Origin of the sequence: Paenarthrobacter sp. NPDC057355 (genome assembly GCF_042667405.1) — a bacterium.
Lineage (GTDB): Bacteria > Actinomycetota > Actinomycetes > Actinomycetales > Micrococcaceae > Arthrobacter.
Map to the genome: position 1 here is coordinate 1 of NZ_JBHVAL010000026.1, position 22,815 is coordinate 22,815.

Here is a 22,815-nt window from a genome sequence, read left to right on the forward strand (position 1 = left end):
CGCAGACCCACCGCACCAGGAATGCCAACCACGGCCGGAATCAACCACCAAAAACCCACCCAGCTGTCACAAACAGCTTGATATATACCGAATTTGCAGGGGTATTGGCAGGCTTCCCGCGAACTCGGCGTGGGGGCGGTGCGGGCGCGGCGGCGAGGGGCGGGAAACGGAACAGCCCTCAGTACCCCGAAGCCGCGGCCCCCTTGACCATCTCTCCGCTCGGGCTCACCAGGTACCAAACGCCGCCAACGCCTTGGCCTGTGACATCCCCGGCGGCCTTGTCCTTGGCGTAGTAGTACAGGGGCATGCCGTTGAGGGTGACCTGCTTCTTCCCGTCAGGGGTCGCGATGGTTCCCACTGTGCCGGTGACCCCGTCAACGGTGGGTGTGGTCGCCGTCGTCGTAAATACTGGCCACGCCTCCAGGCAGGCGCCGGTGCATGCACTGGTTCCCGAGTCCTTGACGTCCTTGGTGAAGAAGTAGAGGCTCATGCCCTTGCTGTCCACCACGATCTGCCCTGCGCTGGAGGACGCGGTCTTCATGTCGGCTGCCGCGGCCGGGCTGGAAGCTGCAGAGGACGATGCTGCCGGTGGCGCCGACGATGATGTGGATGTTCCTGAGCTTCCACCACAGCCTGCCAACGCGGCGGCCAGGACCAGAGCCCCGATTCCCATGCTGAGTTGCTTTTTCATCCCTAGCTCCTTTGACGAGCCGGCCGGACGGGTCGGCGCTAACCCGTACGACGCCGATCGCGCGAGAATGGTTCACAGTGAACCTTTTCGGGGCACGTGGCGTCGTATGGAGTGACACAGCGAAGGAGGTGGCTATGCCGTTGGACGAGGACGTGGTGGCAGCGATCTACCGCGACCACGGCGTGGCCCTCAAACGCTTCGTCCTCAGTTGCACGCCCGACGCCAGCCTGGCCGACGATGTGGTGCAGGAAACCATCCTCAAGGTGTGGCAGCACGCCCCGCAGATCACGGGAAGCCTGCGCAGCTACCTGTTCAGGACAGCGCGGAACGTGATCATCGACAATTACCGGAAATCGCAGCGACGCCCGAACGAAACCGGCGAGCAGGACCTCCCGGACCATGCCGCCACCGAACGCGTGGACGAACTCCTCAACCGCGTGCTCATGGAGGAAGCGCTGCTGCGGCTCAGCGTCGAACACCGCGAGGTTCTGGTGGCCCTCCACTACCAACGGTTCACCGTGGTGGAGGCTGCGCTCCAGCTGAATATTCCCGCGGGAACTGTGAAATCCCGGGCTTTCTACGCTGTGAAAGCCCTCCGAACGATCCTCGCTGAAATGGGGGTGGAACGATGAACGGCGAGTCCGTCCACCAATTGCTGGGAGCCTATCTGCTGGGCGGCCTGGAGCCGGAGGAAGCCCGTGCCTTCGAAGACCACCTCGCCCGGTGCGCCGACTGCCGCCGGGAACTCGAAGAACTGGAGAGCCTCCCCGCGCTGCTGGATGCCGTCCCTGCTGCCGACGCCGTGGCGCTCACCTCAGGTGGCACCGCGGCCCTGGCGCCACTGGGAACAGAACCCGAGCCACTTCCGGAAAAGGTCCTGATTGACCTTGCGGCCCGCAGACGGAAATCACGACGGCGGTGGGCAGCTGTTGTTGGTGCCGTCGCCGCTGCGTGCTTGGCACTTGGGTTCCTGGGCGGTCCTTTGCTCAGTCAGCCCCCGAAGCCGGACGCCAGCTATTCAGTGCAATCGGACGGGGGACTGCAGCTGACCGTTGACATGGTCAAAAAGACGTGGGGCACTGAGTTGGACGTCGAGGGACGCAGCATGCCCCTCGAGGGCACGCTTTACTTGTGGGTGAAGGGCCGTGACGGGGCAGAGGAACGGACCTGCGGGTGGACGGCCACACCGAGCGGGCGCATCAAGATCACAGGCGCCACCCCGGTTCAATTGGCGGGGATAGCCGGCGTGGAGCTCAGGGACGAAGCAGATAAGACAGTGGCCTCAATTTCAGTGCCGTGAGGGTCAGTGCCGTGACCGCCTCAAGTTTCCCTGACCTGGGCTTTCAACTCGGCCACCAGCGCCGGATCCTCGCAGGCCCGCGCAAACGCTTCGATCCGTCGTTCGATTTCCCGTCCCAGCAGCCAGCTGCCGATTCTCTCGGCCACGGGCCTGATGAAAGCCGGGCGGCACGAAAAGGTGTACTTCCAGACTGCCCGGGTGCCGCCGTCGTCGGGGGTGAACCGCCAGCCGCCGCCGAAGTTCTCAAAGAACCACGGGCCGACCACCATGGTCATGCCCACGTTGCGCGGGGGAGTGTAGGAGACGTATTCGCTGACCATCTTCAGGCCCATGCGTGAAACCGTCCGAGTCCGCACACCCTTGCCCGCAGCTTGGGCACCATCCATGAAGGACTGGGCGGAAATGAAGGGGTCCCACTTGAGCCTGAACGCGCCTGTCGTTTGGGATAGGGCGAACGCTGTTTCAGGGTCGAGGCGAATGAAACGCTCTGCGCGCACCTGCGGCATCAGAATCCTTGCCCTGAGCCGAGCACCAGGAACACCATGAAGGCAATACCAAAGACGTTGATCGCCATGATGGCCAGTCCGATGATCCCTGTGATGCGGCCTGCGTTCATTCCTCCGGCCCGGAAAACTGCCACCAGCCCACTGATCACGGCCACAATGGACAGCAAGACAGCGATCCCTGCCAGGATCAATGCACCGAACCACCAAGCATCGTTGTTCGGGTTGTATCGAGTCATTGCCGAGGCGATGGCCGCGAAGCCCAGAGGAACGCTGACCACCGCGGCGATCGGCGACAGGACTGCCGCGACAATGCTGGTGATGCCGGCCCCCAACCCCGGGGTACGTTGCCTCTGCGGCTGCTGGTAGTAGCCGATCGGTGGCTGATAGCTCATGGTTCCCCCAAAATCCGTTGGCTAAAGCTTGCGGTACGTCAGGTCGAAGATCATCCGGCCGGCCTCGTGTGCCTTGTTCTCGAAGCTGGTTCGAATGCGGCCCTCGAAACGCGGCGCCCAGCCACCCGCCTGGTCCACACCCTCGTTCGGGCCGGTGTGCTCCGTGCTTACGGGGGCCCGGCCTTCACGTACAGGCGCGCCGCCCACAACGGATTCGACGCCGGATTGCCAGACTTGCGTCAACGGGCTCTCCTCGCCGCTGCGCTCGCCTTCGTGCATGTTCTCGAACTCCGTGGACCCTGCCAGGACTTCCCGGACGTGGACTGCGTAGTTGGACCAGTCAGTGGCGATCCTCCAGTAGCCGCCCTTTTGCAGGGCCTTGGCGGCAACTGAGGCGAAGGCCGGCTGGATGAGGCGGCGCTTGTGGTGGCGGGCCTTGTGCCAGGGGTCGGGGAAGAAGACCCAGAGTTCGCTGACCGAACCCGCAGGAAGCATGGATTCGAGGACCTCGGGGGCGTTGGCTTCCACCACCCGCACGTTGGTCAGTCCGCGGGAGTTGATCTTGATAATGGTGTTGGCCAGGCCGGGGGTGTAGACCTCGACGGCAAGGAAGTCCTTGTCCGGGTTCTGCTCGGCGGCGTGGACTACGGCGTCACCCAGTCCCGAACCGATTTCCACGATCAACGGCGCTTTGCGGCCAAAAACGGCCTCGGAGTCGAAGGTGTAATCCGGGTGCACGGACGTGTTGGCCACGTGACGGGGAACCTGGACAGCCCAGCGCTCGGCGTGCTCTTCCCACGCCGCTTGCCTGCGTCCCTGGAGGCGGGTACCGCGGCGCACGAAACTGACCGGACGGCCACCATATGTACCGAAGGAGGCCTGGCTGCCGGGAGTTATGGGGCGTGGGGTATCTGGGGTTTCACTCATGTCCATTCAAGAATACTTTGGTTGCGGCGTCGGGTCCGCAGGCACGGGTGTGGCAAAGGGCCCAGACATAGTCCCGGAACTGTTAGGCTCGGCTGCAATCACGCCGATGTGTCATTTGGGGGAAACATGGGAAATTTTCGGTCGTTCGCCTTCAAGTCTGCGGCGTTGGGCGCCTTGTTATTGGGCTCGACGGCGGTGGCCGCGGCTCCCGCTGCTGCGGATTACCAGGACTGGGTTCCGCCAATCCTGGGAATGCCCTACGTGGGCTCCGAACTGACCATAGGCAAGGCCGACTACGGCCTGCAGGACTGTCCCCCGACCGCCGGGGCCCCGCATGGCTTCGTGATGGAGTGGCTGAGCAACGGCGATCCCCTGCCTGCCGGCCGCCAGGGCGAATCCCTGAAACTCCTCCCCGAAGACCGCGGAAACCGCATTTCGTTCAACGCTCACGGCGTGTGCTCCCCGGCGGAGGTGTTCCGGAGCGAAGAGACGGCTCCCATCGCCGCCTCAAACCGTTCCATGGGTTGGACCGGGCGCGGAAACTTTGAGCTTCTGGGCCGCACAAACGATGGCACCTTGGTCCTCTATCCGCATGTATTTACGCCCGAATACCGTATCTGTCCTTCAGGTGCCGGCTGCACGTTCTACAACCACACGAACGAAGAGCCGAGAGTGGTGGGCAGGGGCTTCGGCATCTTCGACATCGTCTTCTCCACTGGCGATTTCGACGGCGACGGAAACAACGATCTCCTGGGCCGCGACCGTGCGGGAACACTGCACATCTATCCGGGAGATGGGGCGGGCGGCTGGCTCCCGCCGAGGCCGATTGGCTGGGGCTGGAATATTTTTGACGCAATTGTAGGGCCCGGGGACTTTGACGGCGACGGAAACAACGATGTCCTCGCCCGGGATTCAGCCGGAGACCTGTACCTCTACCCGGGAGATGGTGAGGGTGGATGGCTTGCACCTTCACGCGTGGGGACCGGTTGGGACGTGATGAACAAGATCGTCACCCCTGGCGATACCGACGGCGACGGCGCCGTGGACATCTACGCCCGCGACGACAACGGCATTTTGTACCAGTACCCTGCGGACGGGAACGGGGGCTGGAAGTCGCCCTCCGTCGCGGGCCATGGGTGGGAACTGATGGCCGAAATCAGCGGCGCCGGAGTCTACGAACGGCTCTACGGAGGCCGATTCTCGGCCCTCAAACCGATCAATGACATTGTGGCGATCGACGAGACGGGCGATATGCGGCTCTACATGAATTCGGAGTACGGGGAAGGCCTGTTCGGAAACATGCACATTGGGACGGGCTGGGGTTACTTCAACACCCTCATTTAGCACCGAAGGCCCGCACACTCTGGGAGGGGCATGTCCCGGAGTCTTCGTTTGGCGGGCGGCTGACAGAATAGGACGTGTGACCTCCTCCCAGAAGCCCACCGCCACAGAGAAATCCGTCCTGCCCGGGATCGCCGTGGACGCGGAGATCGATGAAGAACCCCCTGCCGACCCCACGCAACTCCGGGGCAAGAGGGGCCTGGTCTACCTCGGCATCTGCCTTGTCCTCATCGGCTTGAACCTGCGCACGGTCTTCTCGAGCTTCTCGGCGGTCCTTCCCGAAATATCGTCCGACGCCGGCCTCCCGGGCTGGTCGCTGGTGGTCCTCACCACCGTGCCGGTCACCTTGCTGGGTGTGTTCGCGCCCCTTGCTCCCATTCTGGCCCGCAGGTTCGGGGCGGAACGGGTGCTCCTTGGAGCAATGGCCCTCCTGACGGTTGGCCTCCTGCTCAGGCCCCTGGATGTCCCCGGAGCCGGCCACCTCCCCGCGCTTCTGGCAGGAACAGCGGCCTGCGGTGCAGCGATTGCGTTGTGCAACGTCCTTCTCCCCGGGGTCGTGAAGAGGGATTTCCCGCACCGTCTGGGCCTGATGGGCGGCCTCTATACGACGGCGATCTGCGCGTCGGCCGCTCTCGGCGCTGGATTCACGTACCCGGTCTTTACGGCAACCGGCCACTGGACTTCGGCGCTGTGGTTCTGGGTGGTGCCGGCCGCCGTCGTGCTTTTGCTGTTCCTGCCGTTGGCAATCCGCCAGCCGTCCGTAAAGCACCAAGCCATCCACGGAGGCGTGAACGTGTGGCGCTCGGCGGTGGCTTGGCAGGTGACCCTGTTCATGGTGCTGCAGTCGATGATGTCCTTCAGCGTGTTCGCCTGGATGGCACCCATCCTGCGCGAGCGGGGAATCGACGGGGCAACGGCCGGGCTCATCGTGTCCGTCTCGATCGTGCTGCAGATGCTCGGTTCACTCTTTGCCCCTGCGCTGGCTACCCGTTTCAAGGATCAGCGGATCATCAACATGGTGGTGGCCCTGATGACGGGAGGCGGCTTCGCGCTGACTATCTTCGGACCGACGGAACTCATCTGGGTGTGGACCGGGCTGAACGGGCTGGGGCAGGGCTCGCTGACGGCGGTGGCCCTGACGATGATCATGGTCCGGACCCGGGACGCCCATACTGCTGCGCACCTTTCCGGAATGATGCAGGGTGTTGGTTATGGGCTGGGCTCAACAGGGACGCTGATGGTGGGTCAGCTGCACCAAGCCACAGGAGGGTTCGCTGCGGCGGGGATCCTGTTCCTGGTTGTTGGTTCGCTGGCGGCGTTCTTCGGCTACCGGGCCGGCAAGGACCGCTTCGTTTAACCCAAGTAAGTAACAGCAGATGTCGTATTGAGCGCTCAATACGACATCTGCTGTTACTCAGTTGGGGGAGGGGGGTTAGACGGTCAGGTCCTTGCCCTTGGTCTCGGGAATCGTGAACACGAAGGCGATGCTGATCACCAGCAGGACCACTGCGTACACGTTGAACAGGTACCCCTGGCCAATGGTGCCCAGCCACGTCTGCAGGTAGGGCGCCGTACCACCGAAGGCAGCCACGCAGATGGAGTACGGAACGCCGACGCCGACGGTACGGATGTGCGTCGGGAAGAGCTCCGCGTACACGGCCGGAACGATCGCCGCGCTGCCGGCGATGAAGAACAACATCACGGACATGGACACCGTGAGCTGCCACGGGGAATCCTTCAGCAGCCACGTCATCGGGAAGTGGAACAGGGCGGCTCCGGCCGATGACATGATCAGCACGGGCTTGCGGCCGATGCGGTCGGACAGGCGGCCCCAGAACGGCAAGGCCGCGATGAACACCACGTTCGCAATGACACCTGCCCAGAGGGCTGCGCCACGGTCCATCTTCAAGGCGGTGGCCGCGTAGCTCGGGGCCACGACACCCCAAATGTAGTAGACCACCGTGAGGCCCACAGTCAGCCCGATAACCTGCAGTGCCTGCTTGCGGTACTTCACGATCTGCGGCCACATCGGGGCGCGCTTTTCCTTGGGCGCCTCAGCTTCGAACGCCTCTGTTTCCTTCATCTTGGAGCGCATGATCAGGGCGTAGATGCCCAACGCGCCACCGATCAGGAACGGAATGCGCCAGCCCCACGCGCTCATGTCGTCCTTGCTCAGGACATTGGTAAGGATGGCGCCCAGCAGCGTGCCGGCCAGGATGCCGGCGGCGCCGGAGGTGTAGATGAGGGTAGCCCAGAAGCCGCGGTGTTCCTTGGGTGCCATCTCGGACAGATAGGTTTGCGACGACGGCAACTCACCACCGTGCGCCAAGCCCTGGATAAGCCGGGCCACCAGGAGCATGACGGAGGCGAAGGCGCCGACGGCCGCGAAAGTGGGAGCGATACCGATCAACAGGCTGCCCACAGCGCCCAGGGCAACGGCGATGGTCATCGAGGTCTTGCGGCCGATCCTGTCACCGATCCATCCGAAGACAAACCCGCCGAACGGTCGCGCTACGAATCCGACGGCGAAGATCGCCAAGGTGGACAGCACGGCTGACGTGGGATCGGCCTGGCTGAAAAGCGCGCTGGCGATGAACGGCGAGAACGTGGCGTAGATGGCCCAGTCGTACCATTCAACGGCGTTGCCAATGCCGGTGCCGACCAGTGTGCGGACGTGCGACTTGTGGACCTTGGCGTCGGGGGACGTTCCAACGGTGGTGGTCATGGGGTTCTCCAAAAGTTAGTTGCCGGCAAGTGTGTCGATGCGGGATACGGCGAGTTCGGCATAGAGCGCCGCGCCGTCGGTGAGGACGCCGTCGTCGAACGTTGCGTACGGCGAGTGGTTGAAGGGCGACGTCGCGTGGTCGGCTCCGGGGGCGACGGCACTGAGCCCGACGAAGGTGCCGGGGACTTCGGCCAGGACGCGGGAGAAATCTTCCGAACCGCTCAGGGGAGTGGCCATCCGAGTGTAGCGGGATTCGCCGAACAATCCGGCGATGACGTTCTCCGCTGTGGTGGTCTCGTCGTCGTTGTTGATGGTGAGGGGATATTCCTCCTGGTAATGCACATCGGCCTCCAGGCCATGGGCTGCGGCGATGCCGTGAAGCAGCCGGGGTACTGTCTCCATCATCTTCCGGCGTGACTCTTCTGAGAAGGTCCGGATGGTTGCTTCGATCCGGGCGGTCTCGGGAATCACGTTGCGCTTGGTGCCGGCATGGAGGACGCCCACGGTGAGGACTACGGGATCGAACATGTTGAACTGCCGGGTGACCATGACCTGGAGTGCGGTGACCATCTCGGCGGCAGCTGTGACAGGGTCCTTGGCGGAGTGCGGGGCTGAGCCGTGGCCCCCGGCGCCCAGGACAGTTACGACCAGTCCATCCGAGGAACTGAGCATGACGCCGGGCTTGGTGACGAACTGGCCGTGCGGTTCCAGGGAAGAGAAGACGTGCATGCCATAGGCGGTATCGGCGCGGCGGCCGGCGGCATCCAGGACACCTTCCTTGATCATGTAGCTGGCACCGTCGAATCCTTCTTCGCCGGGCTGGAACATGAGGATCACGTCGCCGGCCAACTGGTGCTGCCGCTCGGCGAGGAGGGTGGCGGCGCCGGCGAGCATCGAGGTGTGGAGGTCGTGCCCGCAGGCGTGCATGGCACCATCCACACGGGAGGTGTAGTCGACGCCTGTTGTTTCCTGCACGGGCAATCCGTCCATGTCCGCACGCAACAACACCACGGGCTTCTCAGCCGAGGCGTGTGCCGCACCGCCGCGCAGAACCGCGGTGACCGACGTCGTCTCCTTGCCCAAGGTGATTTCGTACGGGAGTCCATCCAGCGCCTTGAGCACCTTCTCCTGGGTGCGGGGGAGTTGCAGGCCGATCTCCGGTTCGCGGTGGAGGTCGCGGCGGAGGCGGACGATGTCCTCCCGCAGTTCCTTGGCGTCAGCGACCATGGTCATGATTCTCCTGGATCTATCCGGCGATGCTTTACTCATGCCATTGTGGGGTGACCTGCTTCACACGTCTGAAAACAACTGTAAATATGCATTGAGGTGCCCTATTAGGCAGGATTCATGCGTCACTTTGGGATAATCAACTCATGGAGCTCAGCGAAGAAGATTTGCGCTTGGTCAACGCCTTGCAGATATCGCCCCGGATCAGCTGGTCCGACGCCGGCAGCGTCCTGGGCGTCCACGCCACCACTCTTGCCTCGCGCTGGGACCGCCTCCGGGCCGCCGGCGCTGCCTGGACGACGGCGCACCTCATGGGCGATCCCAAGGACATGTGCCTTGCCATGGTGGACATCGATTGCGAAATGCACTTGCGGCCGGACGTCACGGCCGCTGTGGCGCAGCTTCCCGAGGTCATCACCGTGGAGGAGGCGGCCAGCAACCGGGACCTGACCCTCACGGTAATCACCCAGGACCTGGAACAGTTCAGCACGCAGGTGTTGCCGCGGCTCAAGGAAGTGCGGGGGCTCACGAAGTACCACACGGCCTTGTGCACGAGGATCCACACCAGCGGCTACGCGTGGCGGCTGAACGTACTGAGTAAGGCCGAACAACAGGCGCTGAAGGCGCTCGCCGGCCCTGAAGCCGTCAATCCTTCAGCTGCGGATACCGTGGTGGCGCCGCTGCCCGAAACACACCTGGCGCTCATTCCGTTCCTCGCCCGCGACGGCCGGGCCACAGCAGCGGAGATCGCCCGGGCCCTGGGGCGCAACCCCGCCACGGTCCAGCGTCAACTCGGGCGCGTACTGGCCAGCCGGATGTTGTCCTTCCGCTGCGAAATAGCCCAGCAGTTCTCCGGGTTCCCCATCACCGTCCAATGGTTCGCCAACGTCCCGCCTGGGCACCACGAAGCCGCTGCCACCGAACTCCGGGCCATCCGCAACGTCCGCTTCTCCGCGTCCACCACGGGCCGGACAAACTTCACCATGATCATGTGGCTGCGGTCGCTGGCCGACGTCATGGAAATGGAGCTCACCATCCAGCAGCGCATTCCAGGCATCGAGCTGGTGGAAAGCGTGGTGATGCTCAATACGGCCAAGCGGGTTGGGTGGATGCTGAACCCGGATTCCACCACGACAGGAACGGTGGTCCCGCCCTACGGTGAGTTGCTGCCTGCCGGTATCTAGGCTTGCTTCGTCGCCCTCAGGACAGTGTCCAGGGTGGTGCCGGATTCGCCGTTCGGGCCCGATACTGTCCGTTTCCTGTCCGTCAGGACGTTCACGAACCACGGCGCGCGGTCCAGCCGTAAAGCACCCGCCAGCTGCTCTGGAGTGAAGAACATCCCGGGCTCGTGGTGGTGCTGGCTCCAGGAGGGGAGGCCATGCGGGTGATGACCCACCACCAGCAACGTACCGCCGGGTGCGACGGCCGCGGCCGCCGACGCGACCGAATTGCGCCACGGCAACAGGGGCGAGTGCAGGAACTGTGCCGAAACCAGGTCGAAGTCAGGCTGCGGTTCCCATTCGGTGAGGTCCTGTTGCTGCCAGGTGATCCGTTGGGCGACGCCGGCTTCCTCCGCATGGGCGGCTGCCCGTTCAAGCGCGACGGCGGACACGTCCAAGGCGGTCACCGTCCAGCCCTGCTTCGCGAGCCAGATGGCGTCGCCGCCTTCCCCGCAGCCGAGATCAAGGGCTTTGCCGGGTTTCAGGTCCTGGGCTTCGGCCACCAACTGCGGGTTCGGATTCCCGCTCCAGATCTTGGCCCGCTCCCGGTACATGCCATCCCACATGTCCACTGCGTTGTCCGCGTCCTTGTGCAGGTTCAGCCCGCCCTGCTGGGCACCTTCATGGCGGGCACCTTGGTGCTGGTCGGCGTGCTGGTGAGTGCCGGCGTCGTGCGTGTGTTCAGTCATGACCCAAGCGTGCCAAGAGGCTCCAGCGCAAGGCAATGCCTGTTGCTGTTTCGGCAAGGATTGCAGGTCAGGGTCAGGCTAGGCCGGCAGCGACCAACGTTGCGCTCCCGCCCCGGAGGCCCCGAGCTCGTCCGACGGGTTCTGCAGCGTGCACGACTTCAAGCTCAGGCAGCCGCAGCCAATGCAGCCGTCGAGGTCGTTACGAAGGTGCTGCAACGCCGCGATCCGTTGGTCGAGCTCCTCCCGCCAGCGCAGCGACAACTTGCTCCAGTCGTGTTTGGTGGGCGTACGGCCTTCGGGCAACGAATCCAGGGCGTCCCGGATGTCCTTCAGCGGCAGGCCCACCCGCTGCGAGGTCTTGATGAACGCCACGCGCCTCAGGGTGTCCCGGCGGTATCGGCGCTGGTTTCCGGCCGTCCGCTCGGCCTCGATGAGCCCGTTGCGTTCGTAGAAGTGAAGGGCCGACGGCGACACTCCGCTGCGCTCGGACAGCTCACCGATGGTCAGGGGACGGTGTGCAGGGGCTGCGGGCATGGAACTGCTTCCGGTAGGGAGGGCTGGATTGACCTCAACATTAGTTGAGGTTTTAGGCTGGCGTCCATGACCTCTGACACCTCAACGGCCGGAATACTGGGCCGCCCCTACCTCCTTGCCACCGTTGGGGCCTGCGCGCTGGTCTTCCTGAGCGCGTTCGAATCCCTCGCGGTGACAACCATCATGCCGCTCGTGAGTCGCGACCTGGATGGAGCCAGCCTCTACGCGCTGGCTTTCGCCGGACCGCTGGCTACCGGCGTGATGGGGATGGTGGCGGCGGGCAACTGGTCCGACCGGCGAGGTCCCGCAGCGCCCCTTTACTCCTCCGTGGCGTTGTTCGTGCTGGGCCTGCTCATCGCGGGAATGGCGGGAAGCATGGAGGTCCTGGTGCTCGGGCGGCTGGTGCAGGGCCTGGGTGGCGGCGCGATGACCGTGGCGCTCTACGTTTTGGTGGCCCGCGTCTACCCTCCGGCGCTGCACCCCAAAATCTTCGCCGCCTTCGCCGCGTCCTGGGTGGTTCCGTCTCTGGTGGGTCCCTTCGCCGCAGGGGTTGTAGCGCAGCTGAGCAGTTGGCACTGGGTGTTCCTGGGCGTCGTGGGCCTGGTTGTTCCCGCATTGCTTATGGTGGTGCCAGCCGTGCGGGGGATGGATTCCGAACCCGCTGCCGAAACAGTTCCCTGGGCATTCGGGCGCATGGGATGGGCGGCCCTCGCAGCCCTTGCCGTGCTCGGCCTGAACCTGTCCGCCGAGGTTCCAGGCGTTGGCGGGGTGATTGCCGCCGTCGCGCTTGTCTTGGCGTTGTTGGCTCTCCGGCCGTTGGTCCCGCGCGGAACCCTGACCGCCCGGCGGGGTTTGCCGAGCGTCATCCTGACCCGCGGTTTAGCCTCTGCGGCGTTCTTCGGGGCCGAGGTTTACCTGCCGTACCTGCTGACCGAGCGTTACGCCTTCACACCAACATTTGCCGGGCTGACCCTGACCGGGGCGGCACTGGCGTGGGCTGGGGCATCGGCGATCCAGGGACGGTTGGGCACCCGACTGGCCGATGACCGCGCGATCAAAATCGGTGCCGCACTGGTGCTGGTGGCCATTGTCCTGACGCTTGTAACCGCTACCTTTGCGCTGCCGGCCGCTGTGGCCATCGGCGGCTGGATCCTGGCCGGCGGCGGCATGGGTCTCATGTACCCGCGGCAGTCCGTCATGACGTTGGCGCTGTCCAGCGAGGAAAACCAGGGCTTCAACAGCGCGGCCATGTCGATCTCCGACTCCCTCGGTGGAGCGCTGTCACTGGCCGCCACGGGATTGGTTTTCGCTGCCTTCACGACGACGAACCCGTTTGCGGGGGTCTTCGCGCTGACGGCGGTGATCGCCGTCGTCGGGGTCGTCATTGCGCCGAGGGTCGCCGCCCGCTCCGCCACATCCGCGCCCCGGATCGACTCCGAAACGCGCCACGAACCCTCCCTCACGCACCCAACTAGGTAACAGCACATGTCGCAATGAGCGCTCATTGCGACATGTGCTGTTACCCAGTTGGGCCCACTACGGGGGCGTGACCAGCCCCGATGCAAGGCTCCTCCCCGAACACTGCTAGAATAAGAACACTTGATGTGCGGTGACGCCCTGAAGCATGTGGCCTGACAGGCTGCGCGGCAGGGCATTTTTCATGTGAGAGGCACATCCTGCGTCGATGAACGCGTTCCATTTGGTCCCGGCCACCGCTGTTGCAGCGAATCGGTAGACCACCTGACTTTTCCTCGGCGAACCCCTGGCCCAACCGGCGTCGGGGGCCGATGTCCACTACTGGACACCGCCTGAAAGACATGAAGTAATGACTACTTTTGCTGCCCTTGGCACGCCCAAGGCAATTGCTGATTCCCTCGCCGCAGACGGCATCGAAGAAGCATTCCCCATCCAGGTCAAGACCCTGCCGGATACCCTTGCCGGCCGCGACGTCCTGGGCCGTGGCCGCACCGGCTCCGGCAAGACCATCGCTTTCGCCATCCCGCTGGTGGCCCGCCTGGCCGAGCGCGAAGCCGGCTACTTCCGCAAGCCCGGCCGTCCCATGGGCCTTGTCCTGGCACCGACCCGCGAGCTTGCGACCCAGATCAACGCAACGGTTGAGCCGCTGGCCAAGGCCATGGGCCTGAACACCACGGTGATCTACGGCGGCATCTCCCAGGCACGCCAGGAGAAGGCGTTGCGTGCCGGCGTCGACATCGTCATCGCCTGCCCGGGCCGCCTCGAGGACCTGATCCGCCAGCGCATCCTGACCCTCGAAGCTGTCGAGGTCACCGTCCTGGACGAGGCCGACCACATGGCAGACCTCGGCTTCCTCCCGGTGGTCAAGAAGCTCATGGACATGACCCCCAAGCAGGGTCAGCGCCTGCTCTTCTCCGCGACGTTGGACAACGGTGTTGACAAGTTGGTCAGCCGTTACCTGTCCAACCCGCTGACGCACTCCGTGGACGATCCCCAGGCCGCTGTCACCACCATGGAACACCACGTCCTGGTGGTCAACGACCAGACGGTCAAGAAGCAGCTCATCGTTGAACTGGCCTCCGGCGCCGGTCGCCGCGTCCTCTTCATGCGGACCAAGCACCACGCCCGCAAGCTTGCCAAGACCCTCACGGACGCCGGCATCCCCGCCGTCGACCTGCACGGAAACCTGTCGCAGAACGCCCGCGACCGCAACCTGGCCGAGTTCTCCAACGGTGACGTCCGCGTCCTGGTGGCCACCGACGTCGCCGCCCGCGGTGTGCACGTTGACGACGTCGAACTCGTCATCCACGTGGACCCGCCCACAGAGCACAAGGCCTACCTGCACCGTTCCGGCCGTACGGCCCGCGCGGGCTCTGACGGAACCGTGGTCACGCTGACGCTCCCCGAGCAGCAGCAGGACGTCAAGAAGCTCATGAAGGCTGCCGGCGTGGACGTTTCGTTCGAGCGCGTCACGGCCAACTCCCCGCTGGTGACCGAACTCGTGGGCGAGATCGCCGACAAGGTCGATCCCCGCACCCGCGCGGCGTTGCTCGCGGCGAAGGCTCCGCAGCAGGGTGGCGGCACCTCAACCGGCGCCAACGCCCAGCGCAAGCGCGCCCGCCGTTCCGGCCAGGCTGCTCCCACCGCTGGTGGCCGCGGCGGTCGCGGTGGACGTGGCAAGGTTTCGGCCGAGCCGGTCCGCACCGACGTCAACCGCGCCGAGCGCCGCGCAGCAATGAACGACGACGTCGCCCGCAACTCACGTGGTCGCGGCAAGTCGGGTGCCACGCACCGCAACGACGTTCCAGGTTCGCAGGGGCAGAGCGGCCGCAGTGGCCGCCCGGCTACGGGGCAGCGCTCGGCGTCGGCTCCGCGTTCGGCATCGGCCACTACCACGCGCAGCAGCGGGAACAAGGCCGTTTGGTCCTCGAACACGGGTGGAACTTCCGGCGGATCCTATGGTTCGGGCTCCGGTAACTCCGGCCGCGGTGGTTCCGGCTCGGGTCGTCCGGCCCGCAGCGGTCCGCGCCGTGCCTCGGCTCCGGCATCGAACGAGCGCCGCGGCCGCTAAACCCGCGTTGTGAGGCCCGCTCTGCGTCCCATTCGGTAGGTTTGGCGCGCAGAGCAGGCCCCGCATTTTTGGAGCCCGCGTTGTGAGGCCCACTCTGCGTCCTATTCGGTAGGGTTGGCGCGCAGAGCAGGCCCCGCAACTCACGCCTCTACCAGCCCCGGGCGCGCCACTCTTCCAGATGTGGCCGCTCGGCTCCGAGGGTAGTGGGCAGCCCATGGCCGGGGTGCACCACAGTGTCATCCGGGTAGGCGTCGAACAGCCGTTCCGTTACGTCGTTCAACAGTGACGTGAAACGTGCAGGATCGTTCTGTGTGTTGCCGACGCCGCCGGGAAACAGCGAGTCGCCACTGAAAATGTGGGCGGGCCCCTCCGGATCCTGGTACACGAACGCGATCGAGCCCGGGGTGTGTCCGCGCAGGTGGACTGCCGTGAGCTCAAAGCCGTCGAAACGCTCAACGTCGCCGTGACCAAGCCGGATGTCCACCGGAACCGGCAGCGCATCGGCGTCGTCCGCTCCTGCTGAGGTGGTGGCACCGGTCGCTTCCACCAGCTCCGCCAAGGCTCGGACGTGGTCCCAGTGCTGGTGGGTGGTTGCGATCCTGGCCAGCTTGGCGGGTTGGGCCGTGTCAGCGGCGGAGTCCGCCAGCAGTTGCTGAATGGCCGGGAGGTCGTCGGCAGCGTCGATCAACACCTGTGCACCTGTGGACTTGGAGGTCACCAAGTAGACGTTGTTGTTCATTTCGCTGACGGAGATGCTGCGGATAGTGACGTCGCGCAGTGAGTGAATAAGCGAATCCATGATGTCAGCCTACGTGGTTGGCTTCACGGCCTTGCGAGACCCAGTTGGGGTCGGCGGATCGTGAACCCACGACGGCGGCTGCGGCTTGGTCGAGCACCTCAAGCTGCGCTGTTCCCAGTTGCACGGACAGCGCGCCAAGGTTCTCATCGATCCGCTGCGCCTTGCGCGTGCCGGGGATGGGGGCCACGGAAATCCCAAGGCGCTGACCTTGGGCGAACAGCCAAGCCAGGGCTACCTGTGCCGGAGTTGCATCCAGCCCGCTGGCTACCTCGCGGACTGCGGCCACCACAGCCTGGTTCGCGTCAAGTGCCTCGCCGTCAAAGCGCGGAATCTTGTGCCGGAAGTCATTCTCGCCAAGGTCACCCGCGCTGACGGTTCCTGTGAGGAACCCGCGGCCCAGCGGCGAATACGGCACGAACCCAACGCCAAGTTCCTTGGCCGCAGGCACAACATTGAGCTCGACATCCCTGCTCCAGATGGACCATTCACTCTGGACCGCGGCAATGGGATGGACGGCGTTGGCCTGCCTGAGCTCCTCGGCCGTCACTTCCGACAAGCCGAGGTGCCGGACCTTGCCCTCACGGACCAGCTCCGCCATGGCCTCCACGGTTTCCACAATCGGAACGCGGAGGTCACGGCGGTGCATGTAGTAGAGGTCAATGACATCAGTGTCCAGCCGGCGGAGGCTCGCTTCCGCCGCTTGCCTGACGTAGGCGGCATCCCCGCGGACGCCCGAGTAGCCGTCCGCGGGGTTGCCCTCGATCCCGAACTTGGTGGCGAGTTGGATCTCGTCACGGCGTTCCTTGAGGAGCCGGCCAACGAGTTCCTCGTTGCTGCCTGCGCCATACACATCCGCTGTGTCGATGAAGGTGATGCCCGCATCCACCGCGTGCCTGAGCGTTTGCAGGCCTTCTTCGGGGTCGATCCCGCCATAAACGGGGGTCAGGGCCATGCCTCCGAAGCCGAGGGGGCTGACAGTGAGGCCATCTCCGAGCTGAACTGCAGTCATGAACGTCTCCAATGCGCGTTTTGGGTGCTCTTGAAGGCGTGAACCCTGGGGTGGCTGGAGGTATTCCCTGCTTTAGTCCGCTTGGGTCTTCCCGGAGGTGCCGGAGGGCAACGCCTTCAAACCGGCAGCACAGCCCACGATGCCCGCGATGAACAGCAGCTTCAGCGGGCTCGCCGATTCCACGCCGGTGATCATTGCCCAGCCAACGGTTAGTGCCGCACCGATACCCACCCACACTGCGTACGCCGTGCCAAGAGGGATGCGTTTCACGGCAATACCCAATCCGAGCATGCTCAGCACTGCGGTGACGGCGAAGACGACGGTCGGGAGGGGCTGCGTGAAGCCGTCGGAGAGACCCAAAGCGGTGGCCCACACGGCTTCGAGCAGCGCTGAAGCCAGGAGGATGCCCCAGAAGATTCCGTTGTTCTGTGTTTTCTTAGCCTGTGCAGTCATGGCTACGCCACCACCTTCAGGCCGACCACGCATGCGCCGATGCCGGCAAGCAGGAGCAGCCGGGCCGTCGTCGTGGGTTCAACTTTGGTGATCATCGCGTAGGCCGCTGTCAGCACGACGCCGACGCCAACCCAGACTGCGTAGGCCGTGCCGGTGGGGATGGACTGCATGGCGATGGCCAGGCCGCCCATGCTCGCGACGACTGCCACAAGGAAGACAACTGTGGGGACGGGCTTGCGGAAGCCTTTGGATCGGTGCAGGGCTGCGGCCCAGACGGCCTCAAGGGCACCGGAGAGAATGAGAATTAACCACGACATGACATTTCCTTTGGCCAGTCTTGTCGCGTGCCGGGTACTGAACCGTCGTCCGGAGGTTCCAGAGCGGAACCTTCATTTCAGGCTAGCAACTCCCGTGCGGGGCGGCCACTCCTGGTGGCCAAGGTCACCCGACGTGGTCGATCGAGATCACTGCAACGAAGCCCCTGCCGGAGATCTCGGGACTACGGGTATCGGAGCCAACCACGGTGTCGTAACGGGACAACTCCACGGGTTCGCCCGCGCCGGTGGCCGCTTCGCCGCCGTCGGACTCTTCCTCAACAGGTGCGCCGGGCGCAACGGTAGCTTTGCCCTCCAACAGCACCGCCAGCTGTCCCTCAAAGACGGGGTGCGGGCGCTTCTTCGAGATCTCCACAATCGACGTGTAGCCCTTGAAGGCGCCCTCGCGTGCGATGACGTTCAGGTCGCGGATGTCGCCGGTTGGCAGGGTGGCCGAGGAAGCGGCTTCGCCCGAGAATCGGAACGGGCGGTACTTCTCCAACGGGTGCTCGGAGCCGTCGACAGTCAGGAGCAGCAGCTCGCCGTCGATGATGGTGATGACCCGCTCCATGCCTGGGAAAACGGAAAAATCGCCCGCTGTGGAGACGTCCGCGATGCTCACCCGCCAATCCCAGGCGCCATCCTGCGCTGAAGCGGCCTTCGGGTGGCTCGCGAGCTCACGCGTCACCCCGCCCCCATTGCGCCACGGCTCGGGACGGACATCGGCAAAACGGATAATCTCCATTCGACCAGCCTAGTGGTGGACGCAGCTTCTCCGATGGCAATGTGGCTTGCTAACGTCATATGTGGAAAACGTTGCGGGATTGGCTGGAGGCGCTGGATGTTCGTCAAAGTGTGCGGCTTGAGCACGCCCGAATCCGTGCGCGAAGCCGTCGACGCCGGTGCGGACGCGGTCGGTTTCGTCCTCACCGCCAGCCCCCGCGAAGTCAGCCCGGACCAGGTCCGCATCCTGCATCCGTTGGTGCCTGCTTCAGTGAAAGCTGTAGGGGTCTTCCGCCACGAGTCCGCTGCCGATGCCGTAGCTACTGCTCGGGCGGCCGGGCTGGATTGGGTTCAGCTGCACGGTCATCGCACTGCCGACGACGTCAAAACAGTGCACGACGCCGGTATGCGGCTCATCAGGGCCGTCACCATGGGTGCCTCCCCGGAAGAGTTCGCTGATCTGGGCGAGGACGTGTTCCTGATCGACGCCGCGGTGCCTGGGTCGGGGGAGTCCTGGGACTATGCGTCCGTTCGCGAAAAGGGTCTCGACGGCCGTGAATGGTTGCTCGCCGGTGGCCTGGAACCGGGGAATGTCTCCTTCGCCGCTGCCGCCGCAGGTGCGTGGGGCGTGGATGTCTCGTCCGGCGTTGAGGTGTCCCGGGGCGTGAAGGACCTCGAGAAGATCCGCGCCTTCGTCCAAGCCGCCAAAGCCTGACCCTCTCTCACATCCCCCGGGTTTCAAGCCTGACCCTCGCGCACATCCCACCCGGCCAAAGGGATTTCGTGAGAGAGGGATGGCGGAAACCTGCGATTTGGTGAGAGAGCGCCTGGCTGTCACTGCCACCGTCTAGACTCGCTTCCAACAGGACGCTTCATCCGAACCTACGGAAACCAGGAGTCACGCCATGAGCCCGGAACACTACACCCTGACCATGACCCGCGAATTCGACGCTCCCCGTGAGAAGGTTTTCGACGCCTGGATGAACCCGGATGTGCTCACCCAGTGGTTCGGGCCGGTGGACGTGGACGCTCCCCGCGACAAGATCGTCATTGAGCCCCGGGTTGGCGGAGTGTGGCAGGTAGTGATGGGGTGGACCGACGAGAATGGGCGCCAGGAAGCCCCGATCGAGGCCGTCATCAAGGAGTTGGATGCCCCGGCCCTTCTGGTCTCCACGGCGAAGGCCGCTCCCGACGCTGATCATGAGTTCGAAGAGATGCGCCTCGAGTTCGAGGACCTCAACGGCCGCACGCGCATGCATCTGACCCAGGGTCCCTTTGCTTCAGAGGACTGGGTTGAGATGACCCGCGATGGCTGGGGTACCTCCTTCGACAAATTGGACGCACTCCTGGCCTAAGCCTTTGGCCGGGCTACGCGAGTAAGTCAGGGAAGATTCAGGGCAGACCCCTAGGTCTTCTGTCAGACCCACAAGGGAGAATGAAGACTATGAAAACGATCCTTAACGTCATCTGGCTTGTCTTCGGTGGGTTCTGGTTGGCCTTGGGCTATTTCGCGGCAGGAATTATCTGCTGCGTGCTCATCGTGACCATCCCGTGGGGTATCGCGTCGTTCCGGATTGGTGCTTACTGCCTGTGGCCTTTCGGGCAGATGGTGGTGGAGAAGCCGGGTGGCTCCGGAGTATTTGCGCTCCTGGGCAACGTCATTTGGTTGCTGGTGGCTGGAATCTGGATTGCCATCGGCCATGTGGTCACGGCGTTTGCCATGGCCATCACCATTGTCGGCATCCCACTGGCCATCGCCAACCTGAAGCTGATCCCGGTCTCCCTGATGCCCCTCGGCAAGCAGATTGTGCCCACCAACCAGCCGTTCGTCAGTTCCTACCGCTAGGAAACGACAACCGACCCCGTCCGCAGATCGAACCGGAACGTCCGCTCCTGACGCGCCGACCCGCCGTCGGCCTCCACTACGAAGCAAAGTTCCAACGTGCCCCGGCCAAGATCGGATTCGCGGATGGTGTACGTCGGCGTGACGTAGAGCGCGTACCCGCTTGGCTGCAGCTCCGCCGTCGGGAAATCGCCGGAGTTGTCATGCGGGCCATGAAGTTCGACGCCGGTCATCGCCATCCCGGTGCAGTTTCGGGCCCGTCCGGTGAAGGCAAGGATATCCCCGGCCTTGTAGCCCGGGACGATGGGTCCGTAGTTGAGGTCTTGGGCTGCCCGGGTGCCGAGAATTTGGTCTCCGGTGTAGCCCTGCCCGATTTCCTTCCAAGTTTGGACATCCCATTGACCGTCGCTGTTCGACGGGATCACGTGGAAGTCGCCGACGTGACCCCACTCAGGGGGCCTGCCTGGGGTCACTGAGCGCAGCTCCATGTCAAAGACCAAGCCCGTGAGCCCAGGAGCATCTATAGGCTGCGCGGAGAGTTGCTCCGTCAGCTGCTCGGCGGGGATTGAAGCGAACACGATCTCCCGGTAGCCCTGCCGTTCGTAGAGCACGCCGATGTTCCCGTCGGGGAGCCGCGTCACCGTTGAGTAGGCGGAGCTGCCGGGGCACACCACGAGTTTGGCCGGCCAGGTTGCACCGTTGTCCCTGGAGAGGCTCAGGACGGTGTTCCGACGCAGATGAGGGTCGTGGTTGTTGCTCGCCAGCAACCAGGAAGAGGTTTCCGGCGCGGCGGCAGCAGTGGACGGCAGTCCGTCGAAGCGCGCCAAGGACCCGTTGTCGCTGGGGTCCGGCAGGCTCGGAACAGGCTGCAGTGAGCTCCACGTCTGTCCGCCGTCCCCGGACACTGCGGACATCCGGCACGGCGTGGCCCTCGAATGCAGGAGCAACCGGCCATCGTCCAGGCACACAACCTTGTTCTCGTTAGGCCCCACCCCTCCGTGGCCGGGACCGATCAGCTTACCCAACTCCCACGTCTCGCCGTGATCGTCGCTGAGCGCAGAGGCGGCCATGATGGATCCGTCCACCAGCATCACATACTGTTGCACAAGCCGCCCAGCAAAAGGGCCGGTGTGGATCTGGATTCCTTGCCCTGCGGCCGCGAACAGACCCGTCATTCCGGGCTTCTTGAGCTGGGCGGTGAGCCGACGGTGGTGCCAGGTGTCGCCGTCGTCGTCGGAAAAGCTGACGTCCGCATGCTGCACGTCGTCATCCGGCATCAAACCGGCGACGGCCTCGAAGAATCCCGCGTGGGTACCGGCGGCGTGGAACATGAAAATGCGCCCTGTTTGGGTGTCTACCAGGAGGCTTGGATCGCCGAACCCCTGCAGCCCGGAGCCTGTGCGGACCAGCTGCTGCGGCTCCCACGTGACCCCGTTGTCATAGCTTCGACGGAGCAGGAGGTCGATGGTATTGGGGAGGTCGTCCAGATTGGGTCGGCCGTCGTAGGCAGCCAACACCGTACCCCGCTTGCTGACCGCCAGGGCGGGAATGCGGTACTGCCTGTAGCCGCCGGCTCCCCGCACAGCCAGGACGTGCTCAGTGGAGGGAGCGGCCAGAGGGTGCGCATCATCAGCGAAGAGGTAGGAGGTCACACCTCCTAGTCTAGCTCGCTGGAAGACTCCAATTCCGCCACGGCAGCTGCCAATTCGGCGGCGAGGTTCCGGCGTGCGGCGTCGAGCCACAGGCCTTTGGCCCGTTCGCTGTGGAACAGGGGGTCCAGATCCAGAAGGTGGCGTACGACGGCGGCCCGCCCCTTGGCGAAGTCGGCGTCGCTGACGTGGGCGTAGTCTTCGCGGACGGCGGCCAGATACCGTGCATACGACTGTTCGTCCCCACCCAGGACGGAGAGGTCAGCATCGCAGAGCAAGGCCCCGGCGTGGTCACCGGGTTCAGGCTGGTGGCTGGAAGTAAGTCGGACGAGCCGGGCGACCTCCGCCACATCAGCGGGAGCCAGTCCGGCCAAGGTCAGGCGGTTTTCGGCGAGGAGTGCCGACTCTTCCTCATCCTGCCCCGCCACCCCTTCGTAGACGGCATCATGGAACCAAGCCGCGAGTGATACTGTGCGGGCGGGAAGGGCCGGTTCAGTCAGGGTGTCCAGGGCTTCCAGGACGGCCAGGAGGTGGGTCCGGCTGTGATATTTGCGGCCGTCTTCGCCCCACCGTTCGAGCAGTTCAAGGCCTAGTTCCTCGTGCCCCGGGTAGGTGGTGTTCCAGCGCTCCAGCAGGGGAACGGTCAGTGCCTTGCTCCGCTCGCGGGCGGGGATCCGCAGCCCACTGCCGATAAGTTTGCGGACCAGGATGCGGGCTTCCACGGGGATGGCCCCTGCCTGGACCAGATCGTTGTAGCGGCGTTCCGGGACGTCGTAGTGGTCGCCGTCGAAGGCCCGCCCGGGCACGCCCGCAGCGGCTGCGAAGGTGTGCAGCTCCTCCAGCGACGTGTCCGATACCAAGTGTGAAAACACCGTTCCGTGGGCGGGCCACAGGGGCGGATCGACGTAGATAGCCATGGCCAAAGT

Annotated in this window: 25 protein-coding genes and 1 riboswitch; of the genes, 10 read left to right on the top strand and 15 right to left on the bottom strand. The window is 64.6% G+C overall.

Features of this window, described 5'->3' with window-relative positions; translation table 11 throughout:
- Positions 1-178: 178 nt before the first annotated feature.
- On the bottom strand, positions 179-691 hold the full coding sequence (locus tag ACFUOZ_RS19835; RefSeq protein ID WP_377551362.1) for a hypothetical protein: 513 nt from the start codon (positions 689-691) through the stop codon (positions 179-181).
- Positions 692-825: 134 nt separating this feature from the next.
- Between ACFUOZ_RS19835 and ACFUOZ_RS19840 the strand changes: the two genes are divergently transcribed.
- Both ACFUOZ_RS19840 and ACFUOZ_RS19845 read left to right on the top strand, forming a co-directional pair.
- Complete coding sequence (locus tag ACFUOZ_RS19840) at positions 826-1,323, top strand: sigma-70 family RNA polymerase sigma factor (protein WP_377551365.1); 498 nt, start codon at positions 826-828, stop codon at positions 1,321-1,323.
- Complete coding sequence (locus ACFUOZ_RS19845; protein WP_377551368.1) at positions 1,320-1,991, top strand: anti-sigma factor family protein; 672 nt, start codon at positions 1,320-1,322, stop codon at positions 1,989-1,991. The genes ACFUOZ_RS19840 and ACFUOZ_RS19845 overlap by 4 nt, the downstream gene beginning before the upstream one ends.
- Positions 1,992-2,011: 20 nt before the next feature.
- Here the strand turns inward: ACFUOZ_RS19845 and ACFUOZ_RS19850 are convergent, their stop codons facing one another.
- Genes ACFUOZ_RS19850 through trmB form a run of 3 tightly spaced genes read right to left on the bottom strand, consistent with a single transcriptional unit; the run spans position 2,012 to position 3,816 of the window.
- Positions 2,012-2,497: an SRPBCC family protein gene (locus ACFUOZ_RS19850; RefSeq protein ID WP_377551371.1), complete on the bottom strand. Its 486-nt coding sequence runs from the start codon at positions 2,495-2,497 to the stop codon at positions 2,012-2,014.
- Positions 2,497-2,889 (bottom strand): hypothetical protein, encoded by a 393-nt coding sequence (locus ACFUOZ_RS19855; RefSeq protein WP_377551373.1) that lies wholly within the window; start codon positions 2,887-2,889, stop codon positions 2,497-2,499. Before ACFUOZ_RS19855 ends, ACFUOZ_RS19850 begins: the two co-directional genes overlap by 1 nt.
- A 21-nt stretch (positions 2,890-2,910) precedes the next feature.
- Positions 2,911-3,816, bottom strand: a complete 906-nt coding sequence (gene trmB, locus ACFUOZ_RS19860; protein ID WP_377551376.1) for a tRNA (guanosine(46)-N7)-methyltransferase TrmB — start codon at positions 3,814-3,816, stop codon at positions 2,911-2,913.
- Positions 3,817-3,942: 126 nt separating this feature from the next.
- Between trmB and ACFUOZ_RS19865 the strand changes: the two genes are divergently transcribed.
- Positions 3,943-5,160, top strand: coding sequence for an FG-GAP repeat domain-containing protein (locus ACFUOZ_RS19865; protein ID WP_377551379.1), 1,218 nt, complete (start codon positions 3,943-3,945; stop codon positions 5,158-5,160).
- 76 nt (positions 5,161-5,236) lie between these two features.
- Positions 5,237-6,514 (top strand): CynX/NimT family MFS transporter, encoded by a 1,278-nt coding sequence (locus tag ACFUOZ_RS19870; RefSeq protein ID WP_377551381.1) that lies wholly within the window; start codon positions 5,237-5,239, stop codon positions 6,512-6,514.
- A gap of 75 nt (positions 6,515-6,589) precedes the next feature.
- On the opposite strand, the gene ACFUOZ_RS19875 is transcribed toward ACFUOZ_RS19870, so the two are convergent.
- Positions 6,590-7,882 carry an MFS transporter gene (locus ACFUOZ_RS19875; protein ID WP_377551384.1) on the bottom strand — a complete coding sequence of 431 codons (1,293 nt, stop codon included), beginning with the start codon at positions 7,880-7,882 and terminating at the stop codon, positions 6,590-6,592.
- 15 nt (positions 7,883-7,897) lie between these two features.
- The gene (locus tag ACFUOZ_RS19880; protein WP_377551386.1) at positions 7,898-9,115 is read right to left on the bottom strand and encodes a M20 family metallopeptidase; all 1,218 of its coding nucleotides are present in this window, start codon (positions 9,113-9,115) and stop codon (positions 7,898-7,900) included.
- A gap of 140 nt (positions 9,116-9,255) precedes the next feature.
- On the opposite strand from ACFUOZ_RS19880, the gene ACFUOZ_RS19885 reads away from it, so the two are divergent.
- Positions 9,256-10,293 carry an Lrp/AsnC family transcriptional regulator gene (locus tag ACFUOZ_RS19885; RefSeq protein WP_377551388.1) on the top strand — a complete coding sequence of 346 codons (1,038 nt, stop codon included), beginning with the start codon at positions 9,256-9,258 and terminating at the stop codon, positions 10,291-10,293.
- On the opposite strand, the gene ACFUOZ_RS19890 is transcribed toward ACFUOZ_RS19885, so the two are convergent.
- Positions 10,290-11,018 carry an SAM-dependent methyltransferase gene (locus ACFUOZ_RS19890; RefSeq protein WP_377551390.1) on the bottom strand — a complete coding sequence of 243 codons (729 nt, stop codon included), beginning with the start codon at positions 11,016-11,018 and terminating at the stop codon, positions 10,290-10,292. The two genes, ACFUOZ_RS19885 and ACFUOZ_RS19890, sit on opposite strands and share 4 nt — an antisense overlap.
- A gap of 78 nt (positions 11,019-11,096) precedes the next feature.
- Positions 11,097-11,552, bottom strand: coding sequence for a redox-sensitive transcriptional activator SoxR (soxR, locus tag ACFUOZ_RS19895; protein ID WP_377551392.1), 456 nt, complete (start codon positions 11,550-11,552; stop codon positions 11,097-11,099).
- Between the two features lie 66 nt (positions 11,553-11,618).
- On the opposite strand from soxR, the gene ACFUOZ_RS19900 reads away from it, so the two are divergent.
- Positions 11,619-13,031 carry an MFS transporter gene (locus ACFUOZ_RS19900; protein ID WP_377551395.1) on the top strand — a complete coding sequence of 471 codons (1,413 nt, stop codon included), beginning with the start codon at positions 11,619-11,621 and terminating at the stop codon, positions 13,029-13,031.
- A gap of 346 nt (positions 13,032-13,377) precedes the next feature.
- On the top strand, positions 13,378-15,099 hold the full coding sequence (locus tag ACFUOZ_RS19905; protein WP_377551397.1) for a DEAD/DEAH box helicase: 1,722 nt from the start codon (positions 13,378-13,380) through the stop codon (positions 15,097-15,099).
- Between the two features lie 148 nt (positions 15,100-15,247).
- On the opposite strand, the gene ACFUOZ_RS19910 is transcribed toward ACFUOZ_RS19905, so the two are convergent.
- The 5 genes from ACFUOZ_RS19910 to ACFUOZ_RS19930 all read right to left on the bottom strand — a co-directional run bounded on the left by ACFUOZ_RS19910 (position 15,248) and on the right by ACFUOZ_RS19930 (position 18,419).
- Complete coding sequence (locus tag ACFUOZ_RS19910; protein WP_377551400.1) at positions 15,248-15,898, bottom strand: MBL fold metallo-hydrolase; 651 nt, start codon at positions 15,896-15,898, stop codon at positions 15,248-15,250.
- Positions 15,899-15,902: 4 nt separating this feature from the next.
- A complete protein-coding gene (locus ACFUOZ_RS19915; RefSeq protein WP_377551402.1) occupies positions 15,903-16,907 on the bottom strand; it encodes an aldo/keto reductase in 1,005 nt (334 codons plus the stop codon).
- Positions 16,908-16,979: 72 nt separating this feature from the next.
- A complete protein-coding gene (locus ACFUOZ_RS19920; RefSeq protein WP_377551405.1) occupies positions 16,980-17,360 on the bottom strand; it encodes a DMT family transporter in 381 nt (126 codons plus the stop codon).
- A 2-nt stretch (positions 17,361-17,362) separates the two neighbouring features.
- Positions 17,363-17,677 carry a DMT family transporter gene (locus tag ACFUOZ_RS19925; protein ID WP_377551408.1) on the bottom strand — a complete coding sequence of 105 codons (315 nt, stop codon included), beginning with the start codon at positions 17,675-17,677 and terminating at the stop codon, positions 17,363-17,365.
- 9 nt (positions 17,678-17,686) lie between these two features.
- Positions 17,687-17,752: riboswitch (guanidine-III (ykkC-III) riboswitch) on the bottom strand.
- Between the two features lie 49 nt (positions 17,753-17,801).
- Positions 17,802-18,419 carry a HutD family protein gene (locus tag ACFUOZ_RS19930; protein WP_377551411.1) on the bottom strand — a complete coding sequence of 206 codons (618 nt, stop codon included), beginning with the start codon at positions 18,417-18,419 and terminating at the stop codon, positions 17,802-17,804.
- 96 nt (positions 18,420-18,515) lie between these two features.
- Here ACFUOZ_RS19930 and ACFUOZ_RS19935 point away from each other — a divergent pair, with 96 nt between their 5' ends.
- The 3 genes from ACFUOZ_RS19935 (at position 18,516) to ACFUOZ_RS19945 (ending at position 20,243) form a co-directional block, all read left to right on the top strand.
- Positions 18,516-19,112 (top strand): phosphoribosylanthranilate isomerase, encoded by a 597-nt coding sequence (locus tag ACFUOZ_RS19935; protein WP_377551414.1) that lies wholly within the window; start codon positions 18,516-18,518, stop codon positions 19,110-19,112.
- A gap of 190 nt (positions 19,113-19,302) precedes the next feature.
- Positions 19,303-19,752, top strand: coding sequence for an SRPBCC domain-containing protein (locus tag ACFUOZ_RS19940; RefSeq protein ID WP_377551416.1), 450 nt, complete (start codon positions 19,303-19,305; stop codon positions 19,750-19,752).
- 89 nt (positions 19,753-19,841) lie between these two features.
- Complete coding sequence (locus ACFUOZ_RS19945) at positions 19,842-20,243, top strand: YccF domain-containing protein (RefSeq protein ID WP_377551418.1); 402 nt, start codon at positions 19,842-19,844, stop codon at positions 20,241-20,243.
- Here the strand turns inward: ACFUOZ_RS19945 and ACFUOZ_RS19950 are convergent.
- On the bottom strand, positions 20,240-21,892 hold the full coding sequence (locus ACFUOZ_RS19950; RefSeq protein ID WP_377551419.1) for an exo-alpha-sialidase: 1,653 nt from the start codon (positions 21,890-21,892) through the stop codon (positions 20,240-20,242). The genes ACFUOZ_RS19945 and ACFUOZ_RS19950 overlap by 4 nt on opposite strands.
- Before the next feature lie 5 nt (positions 21,893-21,897).
- Positions 21,898-22,806: a DUF4031 domain-containing protein gene (locus ACFUOZ_RS19955; RefSeq protein WP_377551422.1), complete on the bottom strand. Its 909-nt coding sequence runs from the start codon at positions 22,804-22,806 to the stop codon at positions 21,898-21,900.
- Positions 22,807-22,815: the final 9 nt, after the last annotated feature.